The sequence below is a fragment of the Ghiorsea bivora genome, assembly GCF_000744415.1.
Taxonomy (GTDB): Bacteria; Pseudomonadota; Zetaproteobacteria; order Mariprofundales; family Mariprofundaceae; genus Ghiorsea; species Ghiorsea bivora.
In genome coordinates this window covers 220,436-238,824 of record NZ_JQLW01000007.1, presented here as the reverse complement: position 1 = coordinate 238,824, position 18,389 = coordinate 220,436, and the positions used below count along the sequence as shown (strand labels likewise).

17 protein-coding genes and 1 tRNA gene are annotated in these 18,389 nt (G+C 42.1%); 5 read left to right on the top strand and 13 right to left on the bottom strand.

Going from position 1 to position 18,389, the window contains the following annotated elements:
• Positions 1 to 4 precede the first annotated feature (4 nt).
• Positions 5 to 478: a DTW domain-containing protein gene (locus tag DM09_RS05630; RefSeq protein WP_038248368.1), complete on the bottom strand. Its 474-nt coding sequence runs from the start codon at positions 476 to 478 to the stop codon at positions 5 to 7.
• A gap of 27 nt (positions 479 to 505) precedes the next feature.
• Positions 506 to 991: a DUF4389 domain-containing protein gene (locus tag DM09_RS11360; RefSeq protein WP_081881108.1), complete on the bottom strand. Its 486-nt coding sequence runs from the start codon at positions 989 to 991 to the stop codon at positions 506 to 508.
• Between the two features lie 79 nt (positions 992 to 1,070).
• On the opposite strand from DM09_RS11360, the gene mutL reads away from it, so the two are divergent.
• On the top strand, positions 1,071 to 2,891 hold the full coding sequence (gene mutL, locus DM09_RS05620; protein WP_038248366.1) for a DNA mismatch repair endonuclease MutL: 1,821 nt from the start codon (positions 1,071 to 1,073) through the stop codon (positions 2,889 to 2,891).
• A gap of 72 nt (positions 2,892 to 2,963) precedes the next feature.
• The gene (locus tag DM09_RS05615; RefSeq protein WP_038248365.1) at positions 2,964 to 3,863 is read left to right on the top strand and encodes a cupin domain-containing protein; all 900 of its coding nucleotides are present in this window, start codon (positions 2,964 to 2,966) and stop codon (positions 3,861 to 3,863) included.
• Here the strand turns inward: DM09_RS05615 and DM09_RS05610 are convergent.
• Genes DM09_RS05610 through DM09_RS05600 form a run of 3 tightly spaced genes read right to left on the bottom strand, consistent with a single transcriptional unit; the run spans position 3,860 to position 7,548 of the window.
• Entirely contained in the window at positions 3,860 to 4,480 is a 621-nt protein-coding gene (locus DM09_RS05610) for a lysophospholipid acyltransferase family protein (protein ID WP_038248363.1), read from the bottom strand. The genes DM09_RS05615 and DM09_RS05610 overlap by 4 nt on opposite strands.
• Positions 4,481 to 4,482: 2 nt before the next feature.
• Positions 4,483 to 6,204, bottom strand: a complete 1,722-nt coding sequence (msbA, locus tag DM09_RS05605) for a lipid A export permease/ATP-binding protein MsbA (RefSeq protein WP_038248361.1) — start codon at positions 6,202 to 6,204, stop codon at positions 4,483 to 4,485.
• 6 nt (positions 6,205 to 6,210) lie between these two features.
• Complete coding sequence (locus DM09_RS05600; protein ID WP_081881107.1) at positions 6,211 to 7,548, bottom strand: N-acetylmuramoyl-L-alanine amidase; 1,338 nt, start codon at positions 7,546 to 7,548, stop codon at positions 6,211 to 6,213.
• A 121-nt stretch (positions 7,549 to 7,669) separates the two neighbouring features.
• Between DM09_RS05600 and DM09_RS05595 the strand changes: the two genes are divergently transcribed.
• Genes DM09_RS05595 through csrA form a run of 3 tightly spaced genes read left to right on the top strand, consistent with a single transcriptional unit; the run spans position 7,670 to position 9,089 of the window.
• Positions 7,670 to 7,975 (top strand): ArsR/SmtB family transcription factor, encoded by a 306-nt coding sequence (locus DM09_RS05595; protein ID WP_038248359.1) that lies wholly within the window; start codon positions 7,670 to 7,672, stop codon positions 7,973 to 7,975.
• A gap of 31 nt (positions 7,976 to 8,006) precedes the next feature.
• The gene (locus DM09_RS05590) at positions 8,007 to 8,867 is read left to right on the top strand and encodes an arsenite methyltransferase (RefSeq protein WP_051938203.1); all 861 of its coding nucleotides are present in this window, start codon (positions 8,007 to 8,009) and stop codon (positions 8,865 to 8,867) included.
• Positions 8,868 to 8,909: 42 nt separating this feature from the next.
• Positions 8,910 to 9,089 carry a carbon storage regulator CsrA gene (gene csrA / locus DM09_RS05585; protein WP_038248356.1) on the top strand — a complete coding sequence of 60 codons (180 nt, stop codon included), beginning with the start codon at positions 8,910 to 8,912 and terminating at the stop codon, positions 9,087 to 9,089.
• A 13-nt stretch (positions 9,090 to 9,102) separates the two neighbouring features.
• Here csrA and DM09_RS05580 read toward each other — a convergent pair whose 3' ends face one another.
• The 8 genes from DM09_RS05580 to DM09_RS05545 all read right to left on the bottom strand — a co-directional run bounded on the left by DM09_RS05580 (position 9,103) and on the right by DM09_RS05545 (position 18,301).
• Complete coding sequence (locus DM09_RS05580; RefSeq protein WP_038248353.1) at positions 9,103 to 10,053, bottom strand: PLP-dependent cysteine synthase family protein; 951 nt, start codon at positions 10,051 to 10,053, stop codon at positions 9,103 to 9,105.
• A 78-nt stretch (positions 10,054 to 10,131) separates the two neighbouring features.
• Positions 10,132 to 10,208: transfer RNA gene (locus DM09_RS05575), tRNA-Arg, on the bottom strand.
• A 9-nt stretch (positions 10,209 to 10,217) separates the two neighbouring features.
• The gene (locus DM09_RS05570; RefSeq protein WP_038248351.1) at positions 10,218 to 10,610 is read right to left on the bottom strand and encodes a hypothetical protein; all 393 of its coding nucleotides are present in this window, start codon (positions 10,608 to 10,610) and stop codon (positions 10,218 to 10,220) included.
• Entirely contained in the window at positions 10,610 to 11,332 is a 723-nt protein-coding gene (locus tag DM09_RS05565) for an outer membrane protein assembly factor BamD (protein WP_038248349.1), read from the bottom strand. The genes DM09_RS05570 and DM09_RS05565 overlap by 1 nt, the downstream gene beginning before the upstream one ends.
• A gap of 14 nt (positions 11,333 to 11,346) precedes the next feature.
• Positions 11,347 to 12,639, bottom strand: a complete 1,293-nt coding sequence (serS, locus tag DM09_RS05560; RefSeq protein WP_038248347.1) for a serine--tRNA ligase — start codon at positions 12,637 to 12,639, stop codon at positions 11,347 to 11,349.
• A complete protein-coding gene (gyrA, locus tag DM09_RS05555) occupies positions 12,636 to 15,173 on the bottom strand; it encodes a DNA gyrase subunit A (protein ID WP_038248345.1) in 2,538 nt (845 codons plus the stop codon). The genes serS and gyrA overlap by 4 nt, the downstream gene beginning before the upstream one ends.
• Positions 15,174 to 15,288: 115 nt before the next feature.
• Entirely contained in the window at positions 15,289 to 15,975 is a 687-nt protein-coding gene (locus tag DM09_RS05550) for a Crp/Fnr family transcriptional regulator (RefSeq protein WP_038248343.1), read from the bottom strand.
• A gap of 46 nt (positions 15,976 to 16,021) precedes the next feature.
• Entirely contained in the window at positions 16,022 to 18,301 is a 2,280-nt protein-coding gene (locus DM09_RS05545; protein ID WP_038248341.1) for an NADP-dependent malic enzyme, read from the bottom strand.
• Positions 18,302 to 18,389: the final 88 nt, after the last annotated feature.

Here is an 18,389-nt window from a genome sequence, read left to right as displayed (position 1 = left end):
CTGATTAACGTAAACTTTTGATATGACTTGTTAATTTATTATCAAGTATGTTGGCTTGCGTTGTTTGACCATATAGGTTTAATAAAGCTGAAACACATTCTGAAGTACATAAACCAGATGTTTTTTGATTGCGTCTTAGTGTATATATTGAAGCTACGTCAGGTTTAAGTACCACCTTAGATAAATCATGCAAATAAGGGCTATGGTTATACATTTTTTGTGCTTCTTGCCATGTCGCATCAATCAGAATATAGCTGTCAAACTTGAGAACCTGTTGTTTATCTAGTCTAACACTATGGTCATGCGGGTAAAGCAAGGCAACCGATTCATTTTGTATGTGTTGCATAAGTGTAGGGTTGGGCTGTTTACGTTGCCACTCAAATATCGAACATTGTGTTGCTAAGGTTTGTTGCACCAAAACACCTGTATTGGTTTTGCGTTTGAGCTCTCTGCTGTGTGTTAAAAGGTAAATGTTCAACCGATAAAGGTTTAGAAAACAATTTTATTATGTTGATGTTGGTTTATCTTCGGTTTGTGTGCTTTCATCAACCGTTGTTTCATTGGTTTTAGTTTCATCTTTTGTTGTTGTACGTTTGCTGGTTGTTTTTTTAGCAGCTGCTTTTTTTGCAGGTGTTTTTCTTGTGGTTGTACGTTTGCGTGGCGCAGTTTTGGATTTGTCTTCTTCTGGGCTTAGTTTTTTAGCTGCTGGCCAGTCTGCCATTGGGAAAGGTTTATCTTCTGTGTTGAAGGTTTGGAATTGTAAAATTTGATAAACATAGACAGAAAGTTGTGAACCTAGGTTTTTTACCCTTTCATCTTTATCGCCGCCAGTAAGCAGTACATGTAAAAACTGGTACACAACCACTGCAAGAATTACAAACTCAGCAGCAGAGTATAAGAAGGCAAATAGAAGCATGTATAATAGACGTATCCAAATACTTTTATCTTTAACGATAGTATTCATATCATATGCTTTGTTTTCTTCACTCATGGCAGCCTCCAATTTCACGCAACAAGAACAAGTTTAAGTTATTTTTGGATTAAAGCAAAGAGTTGGCTAGGGTTGTTGCATGAGCCAGTCTTTTATTCATATTTTACCACCGCAAGTCGCCAACCAAATCGCCGCAGGTGAGGTGGTAGAGCGCCCTGCCTCAGCAGTGAAGGAGTTGATGGAAAACAGCGTGGATGCTGGCGCTAAACGTATCTCGGTGCGTATTGAACAAGCAGGGAAAAAGCGCATTGAAGTTGAAGATGATGGCATGGGTATGTCACCTGCAGATGCAGAGCTTGCTTTACAGCGCCATGCGACCAGTAAAATTGAATCATCAGAAGACTTACATCGCATTGCTTCGCACGGTTTTAGGGGCGAAGCCTTGCCTTCGATTGCTTCGGTATCACGTTTTCGCATGACAACAGCGGTAAAAGGTGACTCCGAAGCTATAGAGGTGCGCGTGGATGGTGGTTTGAACACACAAACGCGCCCTGCAGCCAAACGCAAAGGCACCAAAATTGAGATTCTGGACTTGTTTTTAAACACACCTGCACGTTTGCAATTTATGCGCACCGACAAAACTGAAGAGGCAGCCATTGTCGAAGTTTTTAAAGGTTTAGCATTGGCACACCCCAATGTTGCCATGTCTTTGCAGCTTGATGGACGCAAACGTTTTGATTTTATGGTGCAAAGTGAAGAAGCAAGAGTGCTTGCCATCATGCCCAATGATTTTGCTGACAACTTTTTAGCGCAAAGTTTGGAACATGAAGGTATGAAGGTGACGGGCTATTTGGGTTTGCCGACTTTTCACCATAGAGACAGTACACGGATGTTATTTTTGGTGAACGGGCGGGTGATTCGGGATAAACAACTCATTGCAGCTTTAAGGGCAGGCTACCGTGATGTGATGTTTCACGACCGTTATCCCGTGGCTGTGATTCGCTTAGAGATAGACCCAGCGGCTGTGGATGTGAATGTGCACCCTGCCAAGCGGGAAGTGCGCTTTAAATCGCCACAAGCTGTGTTTGCAGCCATTGTGGGCTGTGTTCGCACTGGTATTGAACGCATGGGGCAAACGGTGGCTTCTACGACCACAGGCAAGGCTTTGGATGCCATGCAATCTTCATATCGCCAGACACAGCCAGTTGCGCATAGCAGTATGCCACGGTTTGTTTCGGAATCTTCTGCAAACTACCGCCCAAGACCTTCAAATATTGTGCCTGAGGATGTGCAAAGGCTTTTGTTTTCAACGCCTTCACCTTTGCAACAAGTGGGAGATTCGCAATATGCTGCGGAAGAAGCATTGGATTTGGGGCAACCTTTGGCACAAATTCATCAATGTTATGTTTTGTCGCAAACGGCTGATGGTATTATTTTAGTGGATCAACATGCAGCACATGAACGTATGACGTTTGAAAAGCTTAAAAGCCAGCTATCTGGTGGCAAGGTTGCCGCACAAATGCTGCTTACACCCGAAGCTTTAGATTTGGGTAGTGAAAGCATGGCATGGGTGTTGGATAATCCTGATGCATTGCAGCCTTTTGCTGTATCTTTAAAGGTAAAGGATGAGCAAAGTGTTTGGATTCAAAGTGTGCCTGCGATGTTAAGCCAAGAATCACCAGCAGAGCTTGTGGCAGAGCTGATTGAATCATGTATGCTCTTAGGCATAGAAGCTGAAGGTGATAAAACAGGGCTAGGGCGCATATTAGAGCGTTGGTTGGGTAATCGCGCTTGCAAAGGTTCGATTAAAGCAGGGCACACCCTTAGACATGAAGAGCAGGTGAACTTATTGCGGGAAATGGAACAGACACCCAATATCGCACAATGTAACCATGGTCGCCCCACCTATGTTGGTTTGTCGCTGTATGACTTGGATAAGCTTTTTGGACGAAAAGAATAAGAAAAACTGAATTGCCTTAGCCAACTAAATCATGAGTATGCGCCTCGAATTGATAGATAAGCGAGGCAAAGTATGAATGAAACATGGGCGCAGGAAGTTGTAAGTTGGGAATATTCCTCGGCTGCTACCCCTGATTTAAATGAAGTGCCGATTCAACCCTTTCCTGCATCGTTGCATAAGCATGGGGAAACACGTGTGATTGCCTTGGATTTATCCAAAGAGTTGGAAACACCATATTTGGCAACCTCTCCGAACTTGCTTGCCAATTACATTCGCATCAATCCGGGTGAAAATATTCACACACATGTTGAAGCGACATCTGAAATATTTTTTGTGATGCGTGGTTCAGGTTATACAGAAACAGAAACAGGTACGATTCAGTGGAAAGAAGGGGACTCGTTTACCTTGCCGTGTAACAAAGGTGTGACTCACCATGCCCATGAAGATAGTGCGTTGTACTGGACGCATGATGGACCATTGCTTGAACATATGGGTGTGGTGCCGAATAAAGCGATGTTTAAACCTGCTTTTTACAGCAAAAAATATATGCTGGATGAAGTGGAACGCATTCGTGAAGTTGCAATGACTGAAAATCGAAACCGTGTAGGTATTATTTTGGGTAACCATGCTTCTGCGAAGTCAAAAACAGTAACCCATACAATGTGGACATTGTTTAACCTTTTGCCTAAACAACAGATGCAAAAACCTCACCGTCATCAATCCGTTGCTTTGGATTTGGCAGTATCAGCGGGCGAAAATACCTATACTTTGATTGGTAAAAAAGTAGATGCTGATGGTCATATTATCAATCCCGTCAAAGCGATGTGGGAAAAGAATACAGTCTTTGTAACGCCTCCAGGCTGGTGGCATTCGCATCACAATGAATCAGATACCGATGCTTATGTGTTTCCTGTGCAAGATGCAGGTTTGCATACCTATATGCGGACTTTAGATATTCAGTTTGTGCATTAACTAAAATATGTATCAGCTTCTTCTTGCGTTTTATCCATCGCTTGCTGAATGCGCACGGTAAATGCTTGGGCTGATTCATCACTGTTGGGGTATAATGCTTCACCAACCACCACAATGCCTTTGCTAAAAGGTTTGGGTACATAAAACTTATCCCATGAAGATAAACGCCAATAACGGTTGGTGGCATAACAGACGGGTACAATGGGTAAGCCTGATTTGATGGCAATTTGGGCAACACCATCTTTGACCACTTGCGCAGGGCCTCTTGGTCCATCTGGGGTGATACCGGGTGAATAACCTTCTTTTGCCATGCGAATGACTTTAAGCAAAGCTTTTGCACCACCAGTGCTGGATGAACCACGGGATGCTTCAAGACCGAAATTGTCGAAAACAGCAGCGATAAGCTCACCATCTCTATGGTCGGAAATAATCAAAGGTCCTTGCCACTTGCCAAGGAGTAGGGGTGTGAGCAAAAGGCGAGCATGCCATGAGCTGATAATGCAGGGTGTGTTTTCAGGGCGAATAGCAGAACCTATATATGTCCAGCGAACAGAGGCACGCAAAAAACGAATAACAGCTGTGACAGACCAAACAATCAGCTTGTCTTTAAGGCGCATGTTTAGTCGTCGCCAAATTGAAGTTGGTACAATTCAGCATAGATACCACCTTGTTCAATCAAGGTATCATGTGACCCAACTTGTACAATTTTCCCAGCGTCCAAGACTACAATTTTATCCGCATTACGAATGGTGGATAAACGATGGGCAATCACCAACACCGTGCGGTCTTGCATGAGTTTATCAATGGCTTGTTGTACCAAACGTTCAGACTCGGTATCCAAGCTGCTTGTGGCTTCGTCCAAGACCAAAATGGGCGCATTTTTCAACAAGGCACGAGCAAGGCTTAAACGTTGTCTTTGCCCACCCGAGAGAATCACACCACGCTCACCAACCAAGGTATCGTAACCATTTTCTAATTTTTCAATAAACTCATGGGCATTGGCTATTTTGGCAATCGCTATGACTTTTTCGCGGTCTATGTTTTCATGACCATAAGCAATATTATGCAAAACAGAATCGTTAAAAAGTACGATTTCTTGGGTGACCAAGGACATTTGTGAACGTAAGTCAGTTTGTTTAAAGCTTCTGATATCATGCCCATCAAGGCATATGCTGCCAGAGCTTGGATCCATAAACCGCAGCAACATATTGGCGAGTGTTGTTTTACCCGCACCACTGCGTCCAACAAGGGCGACCACTTCGCCTGTTTGGATGTTTAAGTTGATATTTTGCAACACAGGTTTGGAGGCGTTGGGGTAGGTCAAACATACATCGTTAAATGTAATATTGTTTGAAAAAGGTTGGATGGGTTGTGGTTCTTTGGGGTCTTGTACATCAACGGGTGAATCTAAGATTTCAAAGATACGCTCAGCAGCTGATAAACCTTGTTGTACCTCGTTATTTGCACGAGATAAACGGCGTACGGGGTCATAAAGGAGCAGTAAAGAGACAATAAAAGACATCAAACCACCTGCAGTGGCTTCACCTTCTGCAACACGAATACCGCCATACAAAAGAATGCCTGCAATGCCCAAACCTGCAACAAACTCCATGATTGGGAAGGATAATGCTTGTATTTTAAGGGCTTTGATTTGGTGGGTCATAAAGTCTTTGGTGATGGCTTTGAATCGGTTTCGTTCATATTCCTCCATACAAAAGGCTTTGACCACACGAATACCACCCACGGTTTCTTCAATCAGGCTAGACATTTTTCCCATAGATACTTGACCATCATAACTGGCTTTACGCATTTTTTGTCCAAAATGAACAATAGGATAAACCATGATAGGAAACACAATGAGTGAAAGTAGTGCCAACAACCAATCTGAGTTGAAAATCACTGCGAGTAAGAAAACAATCGACATGACATCACGCATGAGTGAAGTCACCGTGGTGCTTACAGCGCCTTGTAATAAGGTAATATCGTAAGTGATGCGCCCGAGCAGTTCGCCTGTTTTACGGTGGGTAAAAAAGCTTAATGATTGCCCTGTAAGTTTGCTGTAAATCATGTTTCGTATATCATAAATGATACGTTGACCAATATAGCCCATTAGCGTTGCTTGACCATAAAACGCAATGCCTTTGATAAGGTATAATATAATAATACCTATGGGCATGAGATAAATATAGGTCATATTTTTACCTGATAATACTTCATCAAGCATGGGTTTAAATGCCCATGCTAGTGCAGCTGTGCAAGCGGCAAGAATAATCATGCAGATAATGGCAACGATAAGTTTGCCTTTGTATGGAACTAAGAATTGTAATAAACGACGGTACATAAAATCCTATGATTGGGGAAGACGAATACGCTGCCCAACTTTTAATGTGGAATGTTTAAACTGGTTTAATTTTTTTAAGCTAGAAACACTAACACCATATTGCTTGGCAATGCTCCATAGGCTTTCACCTTGGTGAACGGTATGTATATGTGCAGTTGCATTTTGTGGCGATAAGCGCCCCATACGCGTGAAAAAGTCTATACTTGCTTTATACATAGCTTGAGCTAATTTTTTCTGGTGTGATTTTGATTTAAGTAACTTTTCTCGTTTGGGGTTAGAAATATAATCCATTTCTACCAAAATACATGGTATTTCTAATGTGGTTAACACCGCAAAACGTGCATGTTTTGGGTGGTTATACTTGATAGGAAAGGTGCCTGTTAATTTTTTAATCATCAGGTTAGCCAACATTTCTGAGCTATCTAAACCATCACGTTTTGCCATATCACCCAAAATACCACGCACCAGCGGGTCAGTGACTTCTTGTTCAGGGCGAGCGCCGCCAATTTCATCCACAGCATTTTCTTTAGCAGCAAGGGCTGCTGCAACCCTATCAGGTGTTGCGCCACTTTCTGAAAGCGTATAAACACTTGCACCTTTCACGCTACGTGTTTTGATTGCATCGGCATGAATACTAATCATCATATCTGCATTGATAGCACGAACTTTTCGTACGCGGTTTTTTAAAGAGACATAATAATCACCACTGCGTATCAGCACGGCTTTCATTCCTGGGCGTGCATTGATAAGTCGGGCAAGTTGTTTGGCAACAGCAAGTGTTACGGTTTTTTCTTTGAGTTTGTTTTTTCCTGTTGCGCCAGGGTCTTCACCGCCGTGACCTGCATCTACAGCTATGATAATATCACGATGTTTACCTTTGTTGCTAATGTCCTTTGTTTTTATGACTTTCTTTTGCTTGGGGATTAAGTCGACAACAAGGCGATGAGATTTCTTGGAAGATTTTTTGAGTAAAAATGAGCGGGGTGACACTCCTTTTTTAACATCTAAAACAATACGGGTAACACCATTCTTTTGTTTGCCATGTCGAATGGATAATAAAACAGGGTCAGGCAAGGCTAAAGATGAAGGTTTTGCCTGCATTTTAGAATTTGCGATATCGATGACAATGCGTTCAGGGTTGTGCAGGCGAAAAATTTCATATTTTGTGCTTCTTGATAGGTCAAATACTAGGCGGGTATGATCAGGAGCTGTCCACATGCGTATATCGTTGATATTGGTATAAGCCAAAGCAGGGGAAGCGGCAAGCAATGTAAGGGCATAGAAAACAAAGGCAAACAAGGAAACTCTGCGATGAGAAACACGTTTTTTTGCCAAATTTTTCATGGGTCAGGTGCACTCCTATCATGCTAAGTTAGCCTAATCATGCATATTATCAGCTAAAATTAAAGGAATTCGATATACATGATGTGTTGACTTGCCGCAATTCTGCACTACGTTTCGATATATGTCGAATTGTTCTAGTTTAGATATTGATGTTATGGCGGTGAAGTTTAAAGCACTGTCTACGCCTGTGCGTTTAAAAATATTCATGGAACTAACCCAATGCTGCTTACCAGGCGCCAATTGTGATGTGCAACGTTGCATTGGTGATTTGGCAGCATTGGTAGATGTTGCACCATCCACACTGTCGCATCATATGAAGGCATTGAATGAGGCGGGGTTGGTTGATATGCAACGCGATGGCAAGAGAATTATTTGTAGGGTAGATGCGGATGTTTTAACGCAGTTATCCGATTATTTTAATATATGATTATTTTAATGAATAAAAGGGGTGTATTGGTATGAGTGACCATCATAATATGGATAATATTCGTCAAAATGTAAGAGAAGAATATGCGAAAGTAGCAGAAGCGAGCAATGAAGGTAGTTGCTGTGGTGAGGTTGCCAGTTGTTGTGGTGTATCTGATGATGCTGCGATTAATACATTGATTTCCACGCGTTTGGGTTATTCAGAAGGCGATTTGGATGCTGTACCTGATGGTGCCGATATGGGTTTAGGCTGTGGCAATCCTAGAGCGATTGCCTCACTTAAAGAAGGGGAAATAGTGGTGGATTTAGGCAGTGGTGGTGGTTTTGATGCGTTTTTGTCCGCCCGTGAAGTTGGTGTTTCTGGTAAGGTTATTGGCGTAGATATGACACCTACAATGATTTCAAAAGCACGTAAAAATGCACTTAAAGGCAAGTTCTCTCAGGTTGAATTTCGTTTGGGCGAAATCGAACATTTACCTATCGCGGATAATACGGCAGATATTATTATCTCTAACTGTGTGATTAATTTATCACCCAACAAACAGCAAGTATTTAATGATGCATTCCGTGTGTTAAAGCCGGGGGGTCGTTTGGCAGTTTCTGATGTGGTGGCAACAGCTGAAATGCCTGAAGAAATGAAAAGTGACCCTTTATTACATGCGGGCTGTATGGCGGGCGCTGAATTAATTGAGGATATTGAAACCATGTTGCAAAAAGCAGGTTTTGAGAATATTTGTATCACACCAAAAGATGAGTCACGTGCGTTTATCAAAGATTGGGCGCCTGGGCGTGGTGTGGAAGATTATGTGCTTTCAGCTTATATTGAAGCAGTTAAACCGGGTGGTGTAGATTGTGAGTCGGGCGTGTGTGCGACTTGGCATACATGTGACTAAGTAAACTTGTGTATTGGCTTCATAGTTGCTATAACTACTATTATGTTAATTCTTACACGAAAATCAGGCGAAACGATCACCATAGGTGAAAATATTGAAGTCAAAGTCTTATCGATTAAAGGTGGGCAAGTGCGCATCGGCATTGATGCGCCACAGTCCGTAAGCATTACGCGGGAAGAGGTGTTACTGAAGCGTCAGGAAAATGCCGAAAATAAGGCATAACCCGTTTGTTGTGTTAAATACCTTCACCTGCAAAGACTGTTCCACTTGCAAATACAGGTGTACTTAAATATTTCTCACCACCATCAGGGAAAATACAAACGATAGTTCCTGATTGACCTTGCGCTGCAAGTTGGTGCGCAATTTGTAAACTGGCCGCCAAGGCACAGCCACAAGACTGACCACATAACATGCCTTCTTCACTTGCTAGGCGTTGTGTAAGTTCATAGGCGTCTTCAGTTGTGATGCCCAGTTTGGTGTCGTACACTGTTTCATCATAAATGCCAGGCACAATACTTGATTCCATATGTTTTAAACCTTCAATACCGTGAAAAGGTGAGTCCGGTTCTGCTGCGATAATTTGTACTGCGCTATTTTGTTGTTTGAGGTAACGACCAGTGCCAACCAAGGTGCCAGATGTGCCCATAGAGGCTACAAAGTGTGTCACTTCTTGATGGGTATCACGCCAAATTTCAGGACCCGTTGATTCTTCATGAGCCTTGGGATTGGCAGGATTATTGTATTGGTCTGGTTTAAAATAAAGTTCAGGTGACTGCTTATAAAGCTCTCTAGCCAATAGGATTGCTCCATCAGAACCTTCTAGAGGGTCGGAAAAGACAAGTTCTGCACCAAAAGCCTGACAAATACGCTTGCGTTCATCCGACACATTTGCAGGCATTACAAGTTTTACCTTATAACCCATTGCAGCACCAATCATAGCGAGCGCAATGCCCGTGTTTCCAGACGTAGAGTCAAAAATAATCTTGTCTTTGGTTAGCGCTCCAGATGTGATCCCTTCTTTAACCATCCATAGAGCAGGGCGGTCTTTAACAGAGCCACCTGGATTATGGCGTTCTAGTTTGGCAAGAATTTGAATGTTATCAGGTAAATCTTTAGTAATATTGGTGATGCGAACCAAAGGTGTATTGCCAATGAGCTCAAGAATAGTGTGTTGATAATGAGGCACGTGCTGACTCCCTTGGATAAGATGCGCGTATTTTCAGTGTTTATCGGTGATGTGCAAGTTTATTCTGTAAATAAGGAATGGTGCCCTCGACAGGAGTCGAACCTGTGGCCTACCGCTTAGGAGGCGGTCGCTCTATCCATCTGAGCTACGAGGGCATTTTTTCTTTAAAGTCCGCCGCTAATCTTCCAATGGCCATCGGTATTGGTAAAGGTCAGCTGTTCACGTTGTACAATTTCACGCCAGTCCCCATCCGCAAAAACCTTTAATATATAGGTTTGTTCACAAATAGCGTGGTTATCATCAATGATACGTATTTCTTGATCTCTAGTATCCATGTGAACCTTTTCGAATCGGGTAAACACTTCTGCCATTTGTGCTACCTTATGTTGACCTTCATGTTTTAAATAGTTGGCATCTAAAAGTGAAGTGTACTTCTCTATATTTTGTTGGCTTATACTATGGTTTCTAGCCTCTAGTAAGGTTTGAATACTTTGAGCTTGATTATCTGTACATGCTGTAATCATAAAAACTGTAGTAATGAAAATAAAACGAAACATCACATCAGTGCTTCAGCTTGTTTACGCCATTGGTTTTGTACAGGTTTTTTTTGGAGTATACTTAATACTTCTTTTGCATAGTCCTTTTGTTTTAATGCGACGTATGATGCAACAAGGTAATATAAAATCTCATCAGTTTGATGACTATTGGGGTAGGTGTTTTTGGCCTGAATAAAACGGTTGGTTGCTGCAACATAAAGCTTTTTGTCAAAATAAAATTTCCCAACAATGAGTTCATGTTTAGCCAAGCGGTCGGTTAGTTCTTGAATGTATTGTTTGGCTTGGTTGAAGTTTGGATTATGGGGAAACTTTTGGTTAAGGGCAACAAAAGTATCCCTAGCTTTATTTGAGAATTGCTGGTCATGGTAGGCATTGGATGATTCTTGGTAATAACTCATACCAAGCAAATATTGTACCTGCGCGAGTTGTGGGTGCGTAGGGTGGGTATCCATAAAACGCAAAGCCAATGTTTCACTAAGTACATATTGTTCGTCCAAATAAGCTGCTTCAAGGCGTAATATTTTGGCTTTTGTTGCATATTCACTGTATGGATATTTGGCTGCAAATTTCTCAAGAAATTGTACTGCTCGTGCATATTTATTCGAAGAAATTAAGCTTTTTCCTTTGAGGTAGTCACCTTTAGCAGATTTTGAAAAATTTAATGGTTCGCTTGCGCAAGAACTGAGTAAAAAGGCTGCAATGATGAGGGTATATTTAAACATAATTAAGGCTCTCTTTATGCAGTTGCTTTGGTTTGAATATTTTGTAAACCTGCCATATAAGGTTGTAGTGCAAGGGGAATATTGACGCTACCATCAGTTTGCCAATAGTTTTCAAGAATAGCAACCATGGTTCGTCCAATAGCCAAACCAGAGCCGTTAATGGTGGCAACAGCTTGCGGTTTGCAACCTTCTTCACGGAAACGAATACCAGCGCGACGCCCTTGAAATTGCCCAAAAGATGAGCATGATGAAATCTCACGATAAGTATTTTGGCTTGGTAGCCAGACTTCTAAATCAAATGTTTTTTCAGCAGAGAAACCAAGGTCTCCAGCACATAGATTGACCAATCGATAGGGTAATTCTAATGCTTCTAAAATAGCAGCAGCATGTGATAATAGTTCATCTAGGGCGGTTAAAGCATTTGCAGGGTGTACGAGTTGTACAAGTTCAACTTTATCAAATTGGTGTTGGCGAATGATGCCCCGTGTATCGCGCCCAGCAGAGCCAGCTTCACGGCGAAAGCATGGGGTGTAGGCACAGTGTTTAATGGGCAATTGTGACGCTTCAAGAATCATATCTTGGTAAAGATTGGTGACGGGGACTTCTGCTGTGGGGATAAGAAATAAGTCTTCCCCAGAAAGTCTGTAGGCATCATCTTCAAATTTGGGCAATTGCCCTGTGCCCGTCATGGTTTTTCGATTGGCAATGGCAGGAACCCATACTTCTTCATAACCATGTCTGTCAGCATGTTTATCCAGCATGAATTGAATCAGTGCACGTTCCATGCGTGCGCCAGCACCTTTGAGTACAGAAAAGCGGCTGCCAGCTAGTTTGGCACCTGCGTCAAAGTCAATGATGCCTAAATCTTCACCAATATCCCAATGTGCAGGTACAGTATCTGTACGCGGATTTCCCCAACGGCGAATTTCCACATTGTCTGCTTCATCCCGCCCCGCAGGTACACTTTCATGAGGTATATTGGGAATTTCAAGCAACGCTAAGTTAAAGGCTGCTTCAGCTTCCTTTGCTTGGGTATCTAACAGCTTGGTTTGTTTGCCTACTTCAGCCATGCTTTGAAGTTCTGCAGTCGCATCTTCGCCATTTTTCTTTTTTAAACCAATCAGCTTGGACACTTTATTACGCTCAGCTTGAAGCTGTTCAGATTCACTTTTTAATTGGCGTTGTTGCGCATCAAGTGTTAAAGACTTCTTCCAAGTAGAGGTTGCGTTTACAACATCTTCACCACGTTTTTTTAATGCTTCTTCCATGTTTGGCGCATCAGTACGTAGCGCTTTGCGGTCTATCATTCATTGTCACCTGTATCTGATGTGTTTGTTGTGTCATTGGTTGCATTTTCATCAAAATCACTGTCAAAGTCAGATTCAACAATATTTTCATTATCACTGTCATCTTGTTTTTCAACCACACGCACTGCACCAATCACACGTTCTTTAGCAGAGCAGTCAATTAATGTTACACCTTGTGTATTACGACCAATCACATTGATGCCATTCATACGAATGCGCACCAAACGACCTGAGTCTGTCATCATCATAACTTGGTCGTCATCCAATACTTGAAGTGCACCAATCATATCACCGTTGCGTCCACCTGTTTTGAGCGTAAATACGCCTTGTCCACCACGTTTTTGTGTATTGTATTCACTGACTGCCGTACGTTTACCATAGCCATTTTCAGAAATAGCCAAGAATGTAGCTTTTTCAGCAACCACAGACATGGAAATCACACGGTTACCTTCGCTCATGCGGATGCCTGTAACACCACGCGTACTACGACTAAGTGGGCGAACATCTGTTTCACTAAAGCGAATGGCTTTGCCATTGCTTGAAGCAAGCATGATATCTTGGTCACCGTTGGAGATAGCTACAGCAATTAACTCATCATTGTCATCCAAACGAATAGCAATAATACCATTGGAGCGAATATTTTTGTATTCGGTGAGACTTGTTTTCTTCACCACACCATTTTTGGTTGCCATGATGATGTACCGACCATCTTCAAATTCACGCACAGCCAGTGTCGCAGAAATTTTCTCACCTTTTTCTACAGGTAAGATATTGACCAATGCTTTACCACGCGCAGCACGACCTGCTTGTGGGATTTCATATACTTTTTTGCGGAACACACGCCCTTTATCCGAGAAGAACAATAAGAAGTCATGTGTAGATGCAACCATGAGTTGTTGCACAAAATCTTCATCTTTGGTGGTCATGGCAGTTTTGCCTTTGCCACCACGACGTTGTGCTCTATAAAGCGTTGTTGGGTTACGTTTAATATAACCTTCATTGGAAATGGTAACCACCATATCTTCTTCGGTAATCAAGTCTTCAATCGATAATTCTGCGGTTTCATCAATGATGATAGAACGGCGTGGGTCTGCATATTTGTCGCGGACTTGTTCAAGTTCTTCGACAATCACTTTCATCAATAATTTTTCATCAGCCAAAATTTCTTTAAGATATTTAATTAAAGCAGCTATTTCATCAAACTCGGCTTTAATTTTATCATATTCTAGACCTGTTAGGCGCTGTAAACGCATATCTAAAATGGCTTGAGCCTGTTTTTCAGATAGTTCAAACTTGGCGCATAAACCTTCTTTGGCTTCTGCTCCTGTTTTACTAGCGCGAATAAGTTTGATGACTGCATCAATATTGTCCAAGGCAATCAATAAACCTTCCAAAATATGAATGCGCGCTTCGGCTTTGGCTAAATCAAACAAACTACGGCGTGTTACAACTTGGCGTCTATGATCAAGGAAGTGTAATAATAATTCGCGTACACCACAAAGTTTGGGTTGACCATCAATAAGTGATAAATAGTTGCAGCTAAAGTTGCACTGCATGGCTGTTTGTTTGTAGAGGTTGTTTAATACAATTTCAGGAACTTCACTTTTTTTCAGGTCAATGACCAAGCGCATACCATCACGATCCGATTCATCACGAACCTCTGAAATACCCTCAATTTTTTTATCTCTCGCTAATTCAGCAATATATTTGTGTAATTTTGCTTTGTTCACTTGGTAAGGAAGCTCAGCGATAACCAATGACTCGCGTTTGGTGCGTTTGTTGCGCTCAATCACCACTTTGGCTCGCATGGTGACCGAACCGCGGCCTGTGGCAAATGCATCACGCATGCCTTTGCGACCATAAATGAAACCTGCGGTTGGAAAATCAGGACCAGGCATGATTTGCATCAATTCTTCATCATCAATATCAATATTTTTGGTTAAAGCAATAATAGCATTGATGGCTTCACCCAAGTTGTGTGGAGGGATGTTGGTTGCCATACCGACAGCAATACCTTGCGAACCATTAACCAAAAGATTGGGGTATTTTGCGGGTAAAACTTTAGGTTCAGACAAGGATTCATCATAGTTGGGACCAAAATCGACAGTGTCTTTATCAAGGTCTGCAAGCAATTCAGCAGACAGTTTACTCATGCGGGATTCGGTATAACGCATGGCGGCAGGGGAGTCGCCATCCACAGAGCCAAAGTTACCTTGACCATCGACAAGCACATGACGCATGCTCCAAGGCTGTGCCATACGCACCATAGCATCATAAACAGCGGTATCACCATGAGGGTGATACTTACCAATCACATCACCCACGATACGCGCGGATTTTTTATAAGGCTTTTCAAATGTAGAGCCTAAATCTTGCATGGCATATAGAATACGGCGGTGAACAGGTTTTAAACCATCTCTAGCATCAGGTAATGCCCTGCCAATGATAACACTCATCGCATAATCGAGATAAGAACGTTTCATCTCATCTTCGATAAGAACAGGTAACGCAGGGTTTAGATTACTATCATCCATGTTTCAAACTCCGTAATGGTGCTATCATTGATGCTATTTTCACTTCGAGCAGAAGCATAAATAGCCATTGAACTAATGTCTATTATAGGTTGATGTTTTGCTTATAGCCAACTTGTTAACCCATGGCTTGAAGAAGTGTTTCTAATGATTCCATATCAAGTTGGGATTCACCAGGTTTATCTGATTTGATAATAATACCTTCTTTTTTTAAGGCGCTGGCGGCACGAGAAATCGTTTCTCGGCTGGTTGAAAGCTGATCAGCAATCATCTGGTGGGTAGGTAGTTGAACTGTGACAATACCATTGGTCTTGTTTTTGCCAAAACGATCCCCAAAATCTTTAAGGTAATGATAAAGGCGGTGGGGGACATCCAAAGTACTAATACGCTCAAGCACTTTGCTGGTGCGGCGTAACCGAGATACAGTTTCAGATAGTAGTTTTAAGGCAACCTTGGGCTGTTGGAGCAATAAACGTTCAAAGTCAGCCCGTCGAATCTGTGCCAAGCGTGAGTCGTTGAGTGTGACCACAGTGGCTGAGCGAGGTTGTTTGTCGAGTAGAGACATTTCTCCAAAATAAGCGCCTTCTTCAAGTAGCGATAACACCACTTCACGCCCATCGGGTGCATAGTATGATATTTTGACTGAGCCCGAAATGATGATAAATAAGGAGCAGCCGTCTTCACCTTCTTGTAATACAATGGTTTTTTTGGGTACATCATGAAAGGTAATTAACTTTTGAATAGACTCAATCTCATTGTCATTAAGCTCTGAAAACAATGGGATATTTCGCAATAGATTATTCATACGTTTAATTCTTCCTTTTCTCTAATACACGTTTGTTTTGCATGTCTTAATCAATAGCCCTTGCTGAAGCAATAGCAGCTAAGTTTACAATATCATCAACACTAGCACCTGTTTGCAAAACATGAACCTGTTGCGGAAGCCCCATAAGAATTGGGCCGATAGCTGTAGCTCCAGCAAGTTCTTTAAGTAGTTTATAGGCTATGTTCCCTGCTTGCATAGTGGGGAATATCAATACGTTTGCTGATTCAGTCAATTTAGAAAAAGGATAGTTGGATAAAATATCACTATTTACTGCCGTGTCAGCTTGCATTTCACCATCAACAACCAGTTTAGGGTGTGTTCGGTGAAGGATGCGTACTGCATCGGCAACTTTTTGAGACTCAGCATGGGTGGAACTACCAAAGTTTGAAAAAGATAACATGCCAACTTTAGGTTCAATACCGAGTGATTCTGCTGTTTTAGCCGTTAGTACAGCAACTTCTGCAAGTTGTTCGGCATTCATCTCAACATTAACAGTACAATCGGCAAATAATAAGGCACGTTCTTCTAAGATTAACAAATACATGCCATATACATGATGGTGTTTACTTGTTTTTTCATCATGCCCCAATACTTTAAGTATAGGGCTAAGTGCTGTTGGGTAGTGTTGTGTGCGACCTGTGAGCATGCCATCTGCAAATCCCTGCCTTACCAATAAAGAACCCAAAGTATTTTTATCATGTTTAAGTGTTTCCACGGCAACATTTCGTAATACACCATGGCGTTTACGGTCAAAGTAAAGGGCATCAGCTAGGCTATCAAAACGGGAGTTTTCTTCGTTAGGGTCAATGATTTCTACACCTTTTAAGTCTAGGCGCATCATTTCAGCTTGGTTTTGGATGCTTTCTGGGCAACCAATTAACATGGGTTTTGCGATGTTTTCATCACGCATCACTGTGGCTGCACGAATAATGGTAGGGTCATCACCTTCAGGGAAAGCCAAACGTAAAGGTTGGTGCCTAGCTTTGTCCATAACAAGGCGCATAAAGGTGCGGGACTGGTCAATGCGCCCTGCAAGTTCTTGTGCATAATTGTCAAAATCAGTAATCGGTTGACGAGCAACACCTGTTTCAACTGCTGCTTTAGCGACAGCGGTGGGCACAACCTCAATCAACCGCGGATCAAAGGGTTTAGGTAAAATATACTGTGGGCCAAAACGCAATTCTTTTTCACCATACACTTTAAGCACAGATGCGGGCACTTCTTCACGGGCTAATTCAGCAAGTGCATGCACTGCAGCAATTTTCATTTCTTCGTTAAAAGTGGTAGCACGCACATCCAAAGCACCACGGAATAAAAATGGGAAACCAAGTACATTATTCACTTGGTTGGGATGGTCAGAGCGACCTGTTGCCATAATTAAATCAGGGCGTGTACTCATGGCTACGTCATAATTGATTTCTGGGGTTGGGTTTGCCATGGCAAAAACAATGGGTTTGTTTGCCATGCTTTTAAGCATTTCAGGGGTAACCATATTACCTTGCGAAAGCCCAAGGAAAACATCGGCATCTACCATGATTTCTTCAAGGCTGGTATCTTTATCGCCATTGGCAAAGTGTGCTTTGTGAAAAGGAAGTTCATCGCCACGGTTGTTATGAATCACACCTTTTCTGTCTAAGAAGTACATGTTTTTACGTTGCGCACCAAGCTCTTCAATCAAACGCATGCAAGCAAAACCCGCAGCGCCAGCACCAAGGCATACAATTTTAACATCTTCAATATTTTTGTTTTGCAGGATAAGTGCATTGATTAAAGCTGCGGTTGTAATAACAGCCGTACCATGTTGGTCATCATGCAATACAGGAATATTAACACGTTTCTTTAATTCTTCTTCAATAATAAAACATTCAGGTGCTTTGATGTCTTCTAAGTTAATACCGCCAAAGGTTGGCTCTAGGCGAGCAACTGTTTCCACAAATGCCATGGGGTCGAGTTCATCGATTTCGATATCAAATACATCAATATCAGCAAAACGTTTAAATAAAATGCCTTTACCTTCCATCACTGGTTTACTGGCAAGTGCACCGATATTGCCTAGCCCCAATACAGCAGTACCATTACTTATCACACCTACCAAATTGGCACGAGATGTGTAATCATAAGCCTTGTTGGGGTCTTTTTCAATTTCCAAGCAAGGAATGGCAACACCAGGTGAATAAGCAAGTGCTAAATCGCGCTGGGTGACACAAGGTTTGCTAGGACGCACACTTATTTTGCCTGGAGTAGGTTGGCTATGGTAGTCCAGTGCATCTTGGTCAAAGGCTGAAAAGGTTTCTTGCTTGGGCATGTGCTGTCTCCTTGGTAAAGTACTGCCGAACCCTAGCAATTTAGTGGCTATGATAACAGTTACAAATTCATTTAGTTTATTTTCATGT

Coding starts and splice junctions, on each gene's coding strand:
- DM09_RS11360 (WP_081881108.1), bottom strand. CDS start 991: ATGAGTGAAGAAAACAAAGCATATGATATGAATACTATCGTTAAAGAT.
- mutL (WP_038248366.1), top strand. CDS start 1,071: ATGAGCCAGTCTTTTATTCATATTTTACCACCGCAAGTCGCCAACCAA.
- DM09_RS05615 (WP_038248365.1), top strand. CDS start 2,964: ATGAATGAAACATGGGCGCAGGAAGTTGTAAGTTGGGAATATTCCTCG.
- DM09_RS05610 (WP_038248363.1), bottom strand. CDS start 4,480: ATGCGCCTTAAAGACAAGCTGATTGTTTGGTCTGTCACAGCTGTTATT.
- msbA (WP_038248361.1), bottom strand. CDS start 6,204: ATGTACCGTCGTTTATTACAATTCTTAGTTCCATACAAAGGCAAACTT.
- DM09_RS05600 (WP_081881107.1), bottom strand. CDS start 7,548: ATGAAAAATTTGGCAAAAAAACGTGTTTCTCATCGCAGAGTTTCCTTG.
- DM09_RS05595 (WP_038248359.1), top strand. CDS start 7,670: ATGTCGAATTGTTCTAGTTTAGATATTGATGTTATGGCGGTGAAGTTT.
- DM09_RS05590 (WP_051938203.1), top strand. CDS start 8,007: ATGAGTGACCATCATAATATGGATAATATTCGTCAAAATGTAAGAGAA.
- csrA (WP_038248356.1), top strand. CDS start 8,910: ATGTTAATTCTTACACGAAAATCAGGCGAAACGATCACCATAGGTGAA.
- DM09_RS05570 (WP_038248351.1), bottom strand. CDS start 10,610: ATGTTTCGTTTTATTTTCATTACTACAGTTTTTATGATTACAGCATGT.
- DM09_RS05565 (WP_038248349.1), bottom strand. CDS start 11,332: ATGTTTAAATATACCCTCATCATTGCAGCCTTTTTACTCAGTTCTTGC.
- serS (WP_038248347.1), bottom strand. CDS start 12,639: ATGATAGACCGCAAAGCGCTACGTACTGATGCGCCAAACATGGAAGAA.
- gyrA (WP_038248345.1), bottom strand. CDS start 15,173: ATGGATGATAGTAATCTAAACCCTGCGTTACCTGTTCTTATCGAAGAT.
- DM09_RS05550 (WP_038248343.1), bottom strand. CDS start 15,975: ATGAATAATCTATTGCGAAATATCCCATTGTTTTCAGAGCTTAATGAC.
- DM09_RS05545 (WP_038248341.1), bottom strand. CDS start 18,301: ATGCCCAAGCAAGAAACCTTTTCAGCCTTTGACCAAGATGCACTGGAC.